General features: G+C 73.9%; 4 protein-coding genes and 1 pseudogene. 4 read left to right on the forward strand and 1 reads right to left on the reverse strand.

All coding sequences use genetic code 11. The features are described from left to right. A pseudogene (locus AB0O00_RS25480) lies at nucleotides 1-2949 on the forward strand (hypothetical protein); the annotation flags it as partial. 28 nt (nucleotides 2950-2977) lie between these two features. Here the strand turns inward: AB0O00_RS25480 and ribA are convergent. Then, a complete protein-coding gene (gene ribA, locus AB0O00_RS25485; protein ID WP_363655457.1) occupies nucleotides 2978-3607 on the reverse strand; it encodes a GTP cyclohydrolase II in 630 nt (209 codons plus the stop codon). A gap of 437 nt (nucleotides 3608-4044) precedes the next feature. Between ribA and gdhA the strand changes: the two genes are divergently transcribed. The 3 genes from gdhA to AB0O00_RS25500 all read left to right on the forward strand — a co-directional run. Next, a complete protein-coding gene (gene gdhA / locus AB0O00_RS25490) occupies nucleotides 4045-5445 on the forward strand; it encodes an NADP-specific glutamate dehydrogenase (RefSeq protein WP_363655459.1) in 1401 nt (466 codons plus the stop codon). A 151-nt stretch (nucleotides 5446-5596) separates the two neighbouring features. Next, nucleotides 5597-6472, forward strand: a complete 876-nt coding sequence (locus AB0O00_RS25495; RefSeq protein ID WP_363655461.1) for an AraC family transcriptional regulator — start codon at nucleotides 5597-5599, stop codon at nucleotides 6470-6472. Between the two features lie 211 nt (nucleotides 6473-6683). Further along, nucleotides 6684-6935: alcohol dehydrogenase catalytic domain-containing protein (locus AB0O00_RS25500; RefSeq protein ID WP_363655463.1), on the forward strand; the 252-nt coding region annotated here is incomplete at its 3' end.

Consider the following 6935-nt stretch of genomic DNA (forward strand, 5'->3'; position numbering starts at 1 on the left):
GCCCCCTCGCGCGGCGGGCACTTCGGGGGTGCCTTCCCCGCGGCCCTGCTGAACCGCTACGAGCCGCACCGCGTCGCCGGTTCGGGCACCGAGGGCACCGTCTGGCACGTCCGGCGCCTGGACGGCGGCGGCGACGCCGCGGTGAAGGTCACCCGGGCCGGCCAGGCCATGGACACCGAGCTGCTGGACCACCTGCGCGACGAGGCCTACCTGCGCCACGTGCCGCGGATCGTCCACTACGGACAGGTCGAGCACGCCGGGGTCGGCTGCGACTGGGTGGCGATGGAGTACCTGCCCGTCACCCTCGCCGACCGCATCGCCGAGCTGACCCGCGCCCGCCGGCACACCGACCCGCGCGCGACCGACCCCATCGTCCGCGAACTCGTCGCGATGCTGGACTTCTGGCAGCGGCGGGTGGCCCGCAACCCGGTCGACTTCAAGCCGGCCAACATCCTGGTGCGCCCCGGCGGCGGCCCCGGGCAGTTCGTGATCGCGGACTTCGGCGGCGTCGCCAAGCTCACCGCCAGCCGCAGCTTCTCGCCCGAGATGCAGGTCACCGTCGCCTACATGGCCCCCGAGCAGCTCGCCGGCTCCAACCACCCGGCCGGCCCCTGGTGGGGGCTGGGCAACGTGCTGTACGAGCTGTTCACCGGCCGTCCCCGCTACCTGGACCGGGACGGCCTCCTGATGAGCGACGAGGTCCTGCAGTACGACCTGGTCTTCTCCGAGGAGGTCGACCTCTCCGCCGTCACCGACCCGCGCCGCAGGCTCCTGCTCCAGGGCCTGTTCACCAGGAACCCGGCCCACCGCTGGCAGGCCGGGCAGGTCCGGCAGTGGCTGGAGGGCGGCAGCCCCGCCGTCGTCCGCACCCAGGGGCCGGCCCCGGCCGCCGGGGCCGGCCACGCGCACCGGCCGGTCACCTTCCTCGGCGACCCGTACCACGCCCCGTCCGTCCTGGCCTGGACGATGCTGAACCGCTCGGGCGAAGCCGCCGAGTGGCTCGTCGACGGCGGCGCGCGGAAACTGCTCGCCTGGCTGCAGGACGACGTCCGCGACACCCTCTTCGACCTCCACTACCTGCGGGACGTCGAGCTCGCCCGGGGCACCGGACGGGCCCGCGCGGCGGCGCTCGCCGTGCTCGCCTTCGGCGCCGCGTTCGCGCCGTCCTCCGTCCCGCACTACCGCGAACGCCCGGTCGACGCGGCCGGCCTGACCCGGATCGGCACCGAGCCGGACGTCGTCGCCGTCCTCGACGAACTGCTCGCCGCCTCGGTACTGCCCGTCGCCGCCCGCTACGACTGCGACCACCCCGAGTGCTCCGGCGAGCACTGCGGCTGGCTGCTCGGCCTCGTCCGCGTCCCGCAGATCGTCGCCGGGACCGAGCGGACCGCCCGCGAACTCGGCGGCGGGCGGCGCACCGGGGACGGACTGACCGTCGACGAACGGGCGCACGCGTACCGCCTCGCGATCTGGCTGACCGTCCAGCCCGAGGAGCACGCCCGGCTACTCGCCCGGCTCTCCCCGCTGCCCACCGCGCTCTACCGGCTGCCGCTGTCCGGGCGGATGGTGGCGGTGACGGCCCTGGTGGCGGCCGTCGTGGTGGACGCGGTGGCGAGGGCCTGGACGGCGGTGCGCCGCCGCCCGGCGGACGACGTGCGGCGCCGGTGGTCCGCGCTGCGCCGGCGCGCGGTCGGCGCCGACCCCGGGACGGTGGCCGGCTGCGCGGCGCTGGTCGCGGCCGAGGCGCTGCGGGCCCGGCGGATGGTGGGCGGCCGGACGGCGACGAGCGGGCAGGCCGGGCGGACGGGGCGGACGGGCACGAACGCGCGGGTGGGGGCTGGCGCGGCCCGGCGGCCGATGGCCTGGCAGGCGTGGCTGCGGGTGTGGTGGACGAACGCGGGCGCCGCGCTGCCCCGGCAGCTCGCGGCGGCGCTGCTGGTGCTCGTCGCCCTCTCGCTGGTGTTCTGGGCCGGCGCGCTCGCGCGGATCAGCATCGACGCCGGCAACCAGCTGAACATCCTGCCGAACAGCCTCCTCGGCGGCCCGCTGCGCACGGCCGGCGACCACGCGGCGCGGACGGTGACGCCCCAGCTCGGCGCGGCGCTGGCCGCCGCGCTCACCCGGGTGGCGTTCCCCGCCCGGGTCGGCCGGGGCACGCTCGCCCTGGCCGCCGCGGGCGCCGGCGCGATCGGCTACCTGCGGCTGGGCCCGCCGATGACGGTGCTCAAGCCGCCGCCCGCGCTGGCCGACCGGGTGGTCACCTTCGAGGGCGGCATGGGCAGCTGGGCCGGGGTGGCGGCGACCGTCGGGCTCGTCCTGGCCCTCGTCCTGATCGAGCGCGCCGCCCGGATGCTCCGTCCGGTCCACGCCGCGCGGCGCCGCACGGTGCTCGAGTGGCGCAACCTCGCCGCCGGCCGTCGGGCTCCCGCGTCCCCCGCGTCCCCCGTGCCGCCGTCCTGGCCGGGTCGCGCGGCGGCGGGCTGGCGCCCGGGCCTCGCCGGGGCGCGCGACCGCGCCCTGTTCGTGCTCGGCTCCACCGTCCTCCTGGCCATCCTGCTGTGGGCGACCGTCGAGGTCCGGCTCGCCGCCGTCGGGCACCACCCGACGCCGGCCTCCTGGGGCACCGGCCAGACCGGAGCCGCCTACCAGGCCGGCTTCACGCTCCTGCTCGCCGCCCTGTCGGCCGGCGGCGCCATGGCCGGCCCGCGCACCGCCCGCCGCCTGCTCGTCCTCTGGCTCCTCGGCACCCTGCTGCTCGGCGCCTGGCCCCCGCCGCTGGGCCCGATGGAGGCCCTGCGCATCCCGGTGGCCGAACCGCTGTACGGCGCCATCGCCGCCTGGTGGGGCCACAGCGCCTTCTGGGCCGCCATTCTGATCGCCCTCCCCCTCACCTGCCTGGGCGTCCAGCGCACCGTGGCCCGGACCGGCCCCCGTGCCCCGGGCCACTGAGGGCCGCTGCCCCTGCTCAGCCGACTGCTCAGCCGACCAGGCGGGAGAGCTCGATCGAGTGGCCCGTCCGCTCGACCTTGGCGCGCAGGTACCGGACGTTGCTCTCGGAGAGGTGGACGCCGGTCGGGACGCGCCGTTCGACGGTGATCCCGAGGGCGGCGAGCTGGGACGCCTTGTCGGGGTTGTTGCTCAGCAGCTCGATGCCGGTGGTGCCGAGGGCGGCCAGCATCTGGGCCGCGGCAGTGTAGTCCCGGCCGTCCTCGGGCAGGCCGAGGGCCGTGTTGGCGTCGTACGTGTCGAGGCCAGAGTCCTGGAGGGCGTAGGCGTCGAGCTTGTTGTAGAGGCCGATGCCGCGGCCCTCCTGGCGGAGGTAGAGCAGGTAGCCGCCGGCCTCGCTGATCCGCTCGACCGACTCGCGCAGCTGCGGGCCGCAGTCGCAGCGGTCCGAGCCGAACACGTCGCCGGTCAGGCACTCCGAGTGCAGCCGCACCAGCGGCGTCCCGCCCTGCGGCACCTGCCCGAACGCGAGCGCCAGGTGCTCGGCGCCGTCGGCCAGGCCGTGGAAGGTGAAGACCTCCGCGTCGGCGCGGTAGCCGTCCGGGAAGGTCAGCGGGATGCGCACGCGTGAGCGCACCGTGGCGGAGCCGGGCTGCGGCATGGGTGGGCCTCCGTTGGCGGGTAGCGGTAGCGGGTTGCCGGGGGTGTTGCGGGGGTGTTGCCGGGGGTGTGACGTCCCCATCGGGGTGAACCGGGCTCCGACCGTACTCGGTCGTTCCAATTTGAACAACTGGGTACTGTCCGTGCCCGGGACGACTACGCAGACGACTACGGAGGCGCACAACACCACGTCCGCCCCGGCTGTTCCCGTCCCCGGGGCTACGTTCCGTGACTCCCGGGCGGGGATGGGTAGCGGTTCAGCCGGGCTCAACGCGGACCCGAGGATGCTGAGGGATCGTAACCACCGCGGGGCGAGGGGGGTTTCAGTATGTGGATGGGCCGGGAGCCGCGCCGGGGACACTGCGAGACTTTCCGCGTTTCCTGGGCACGGGAACGCCTCGCGCACGACCACTGCCGACCACGGAAGGTCAGAACCGGATGCCCGCCAACCCTCACACCGCTCCTTCCCCGCAGGCCCACCAGGCCGAGAACCGCGCCATCGAGGCGCTCTACGCGGACGTCGTCCGCCGCAACCGCGGCGAGACCGAGTTCCACCAGGCCGTCCACGAGGTCCTGGAGACCCTCGCCCCGGTGCTCGCCCGCCGCCCCGAACTCGCCGACGCCCGGATCGTCGAGCGGGTCTGCGAGCCCGAGCGCCAGCTGATGTTCCGCGTCCCGTGGACCGACGACGCCGGCGCGATCCACGTCAACCGCGGCTTCCGGGTGGAGTTCAGCAGCGCCCTCGGCCCGTACAAGGGCGGGCTGCGCTTCCACCCGTCCGTCGACCTCGGCATCGTCAAGTTCCTCGGCTTCGAGCAGATCTTCAAGAACGCGCTCACCGGGCTGTCGATCGGCGGCGGCAAGGGCGGCTCCGACTTCGACCCCAAGGGCCGCTCGGACGCCGAGATCATGCGCTTCTGCCAGTCCTTCATGACCGAGCTCTACCGCCACATCGGCGAGCACACCGACGTCCCCGCCGGGGACATCGGCGTCGGCGGCCGGGAGATCGGCTACCTGTTCGGCCAGTACAAGCGGATCACCAACCGCCACGAGAGCGGCGTCCTCACCGGCAAGGGCCTCGGCTGGGGCGGCGCGCGGGTGCGCACCGAGGCCACCGGCTACGGCTGCGTCCTGTTCACCGAGGAGATGCTGCGCGCCCGCGGCGAGAGCCTGGACGGGTGCCGGGTCGTCGTCTCCGGCTCGGGCAACGTCGCCGTGTACGCGATCGAGAAGGCGCAGCAGCTCGGCGCGACCGTCCTCACCTGCTCCGACTCCTCCGGCTACGTCGTCGACGAGAAGGGCATCGACCTCGACCTGCTCAAGGAGGTCAAGGAGGTCCGGCGCGGGCGGATCGCCGAGTACGCCGAACTGCGCGGCGCCCACGTCCGGTTCGTCGCGGCGGGGGCCGAGGGCTCGAGCGTGTGGAGCGTGCCGTGCGACGTCGCGCTGCCCTGCGCCACGCAGAACGAGCTGACGGAGACGGACGCGGTCGCGCTGGTGCGCGGCGGGGTGAAGGCGGTCGCCGAGGGCGCCAACATGCCCACCACGCCGGAGGCGGTGCGGGTGTTCCAGGAGGCCGGCGTGGCCTTCGGCCCGGGCAAGGCGGCGAACGCGGGCGGCGTGGCGACCAGCGCGCTGGAGATGCAGCAGAACGCCTCGCGCGACTCGTGGACCTTCGCCCGCACCGAGGAACGGCTGGCCGGCATCATGCGGCACATCCACGAGTCCTGCGCCACGACCGCCGAGCGGTACGGCCGGCCGGGCAACTACGTGGTGGGCGCGAACATCGCGGGCTTCGAGCTGGTCGCGGACGCGATGCTGGCCCAGGGCCTGGTCTGACCCCCGTCGGTGCCCGCTGTGTGTGGGTGCGGTGTGGTCCTGAGGGGAACGCTACCCGACTGCCACCCGACCGCAGCGGGCACCGATTGTCGGGTGCGGCAAGGTGGGTCCTTCCTACGGTGGAGATCAACGAGGAAGGACGGGGGCCGGAGTGCTGGAGCACCTCAACCGGGCGATGGAGGACATCGACCGCAACCTGGACCGTGAGATCGACGTGGCGGGACTGGCGCGGATCGCGATGACGTCGGAGTACCACTTCCGGCGGCTGTTCTCGATGCTCGCCGGGATGCCGCTGTCGGAGTACGTCCGGCGCCGGCGGCTGACCGTCGCCGGGGCCGAAGTGCTCGACGGCGAACGGACGTTGCTCGACATCGCGGTGCGCTACGGCTACACCTCGGGGGAGGCGTTCGCCCGGGCGTTCCGGGCGATGCACGGGGTCGGGCCCGGGGAGGCCCGGCGCGACGGCGCGACGCTCAAGTCCCAGGCCCGGATGTCCTTCCGACTCGTCGTGGAAGGAGCAAGCAGCATGGATTACCGGATCGTTCAGAGGCCGGACTTCCGGATCGTCGGCAAGAAGGCGCGGGTGCCCCTGATCTACCAGGGCGTCAACCCGCACATCGCCGAGTTCATCAAGGAGATCGGAAAGGAGACCGTCGAGCGGATCACGGCGCTGACGGGCGAGGACCCGCTCGGCATCGTCTCGGTGAGCGACGACTTCTCGCCCAACCGGGAGGAGGGGTCCGAACTCGACTACTGGCACGCGGTGGTGGCACGAGAGGGCGCCGTCGTCCCGGACGACCTGGACGTCCTGCACGTCCCGGCCGGGACATGGGCGGTGTTCACCAACACGGGGTCGTTCCCGCAGGCGCTGCAGCAGATGTGGGCGGATGTGTACGGCCAGTGGTTCCCGTCCAACCCGTACGAGGCGCGGCCGGGCCCGGAGATCCTGCGGACCCACCTCGTACCGGGGACGGGTGACGCCGAGGCGGAGCTCTGGATCCCGGTGGCGCGGGCCGTCCGGAGCTGAGCGGGCGGCGGGTGACAGCTGACGACTGACAGCTGACAGATAACAGATTTCGAAATCTGTTATCTGTCAGCTGTTTTCTGTTACCTGTTACCTGTAGGCCGACCGCCCACCCCCGTTCGGCGCAGCACCGGCGGCCCGTCCCCGTACCGTCCCCGCATGCTGGGCGGGGGCGGCGAGAGCGGCGGGGGCTATCCGAGGAGTGGGATCACCGATGGCCAGAGCGTTCGGGTTCGTCGACTACGGCGGGCCGGAGACCCAGGAGTTCCTGGACCGCCCCGAGCTCGCGCCGGGCCCGGGCCAGCTGGCGATCGCGGTCCGCGCGGCCGGGGTGAACCCGGTGGACTGGAAGATCCGCAGCGGCTTCCTCGGCCGCCAGGGCCGCGACCTGCCCTTCGTCATGGGCCAGGAGGCCGCAGGCGTCGTCCGCCAGGTCGGCCCGGACGTCACGGCCTTCACCCCGGGC

It is taken from the genome of Kitasatospora sp. NPDC093558 (assembly GCF_040683475.1).
Taxonomy (GTDB): domain Bacteria; phylum Actinomycetota; class Actinomycetes; order Streptomycetales; family Streptomycetaceae; genus Kitasatospora.

Excerpts from the sequence above, each read along its gene's own strand:
- ribA (WP_363655457.1), bottom strand. The coding sequence starts at position 3,607 with ATGCCGCAGCCCGGCTCCGCCACGGTGCGCTCACGCGTGCGCATCCCG.
- gdhA (WP_363655459.1), top strand. The coding sequence starts at position 4,045 with ATGCCCGCCAACCCTCACACCGCTCCTTCCCCGCAGGCCCACCAGGCC.